This is a genomic window from Shewanella gelidii (assembly GCF_014647855.1).
GTDB classification, from domain to species: domain Bacteria; phylum Pseudomonadota; class Gammaproteobacteria; order Enterobacterales; family Shewanellaceae; genus Shewanella; species Shewanella gelidii.
This window is the reverse complement of sequence record NZ_BMPZ01000030.1, coordinates 1-1,088: the sequence shown is the minus strand read 5'-3', so window position 1 is coordinate 1,088 and position 1,088 is coordinate 1. Positions and strand designations below refer to the sequence as shown.

Sequence of the window (1,088 nt, the reverse complement as noted above, 5' to 3'; positions counted from 1 at the left end):
GAGCTGGGCAAAATCCCAAACCGAGCTTTGGTTATCTCGCTCGCTATAATTAACACTGGCGCCGACTCGTAGCTTGTTTGACAGCAGAGATGTCAAACGCAACTGGCCGTCGAGCGTATCGATTTGACCATCCCAGTTTTGCACCGGATTGCCTGCCATCTGCACCAGCTGTTCATCCTGAATCATGCGCCCTTGGGATAAGTGAGCACTTACAACAGTTTGCTCAAGTCGATACTGACCTTTGAAAGCAACTTGGTGTGCTTGATTGTCTGGGGCGCTTTGATACACATCATCCAGATAAGGCAGGCTCAAGCGGTTGATGTCATTGTCATACTGACTGAGCTGATAGCTTAATTCGCTAAGCCAGTCTTGGCCTTTTACCTGTATGCCACTTTGTAGGGTGTCGGTTTGGCTATCCACTGGGAGACCAAAGTTCACCGGTGCTGGCATGACAAGACTGCGACTTTGATGGCCTTGCTTGCGCTCGCTGTGATAACGAGCAAAGGCGGCGTAGTCCTGACTGCCAAGACGTGTTTGCAGCAGGGCCTCAACCCCCACTTTCTTGCGTTGCAAAGACAATTCTTGGATTTGCGTCGCGACATCCGGGGTCAGAGTGCCATCACTGTACCAAAGCTGGCTTTGGGCATGACCGGCTTGATAATGAGTGAGCTGACGATAATCCGCGGCCACCTCAAAACTGCCGGACTGACCCGCCTCTATCCGCGCGCGGCTATTGGCAAGACCCATGTCTTTGGCGTATAGCTTGGCTTGATAACCAGCGTCATCCTGATAACGGATATCCCCATTGAGTACCCCGCTGGTGCCATCTTCACTATTGAGCGCATTGGCGGCGTGGATATCATCAGCATCGGTATAAGCTACGCCCACACTGAGCTCCCCTTGATAGCCCGTCGTCACCGTGCAGCGTTTGCACTGATAATCGCGAGTTTTGACGGTACTGGTGTTGGCTTTGTGGACACCAAAGTCAGCAGCAAGCACTGAGGTTGGAGTGGCTGCCCCTGTCGCAGCCATCAAAGACAGAGTGATGAGACTTAATTGAAAACGCATAACATTCACTCCTAATTAAC

1 protein-coding gene is annotated in these 1,088 nt (G+C 51.7%); it reads right to left on the bottom strand.

Going from position 1 to position 1,088, the window contains the following annotated elements; translation table 11 throughout:
• Positions 1 to 1,068 (bottom strand): MtrB/PioB family outer membrane beta-barrel protein (locus IEY18_RS17295; RefSeq protein ID WP_188923131.1); only part of this gene is annotated, 1,068 nt, incomplete at its 3' end.
• Between the last annotated feature and the right edge of the window lie 20 nt (positions 1,069 to 1,088).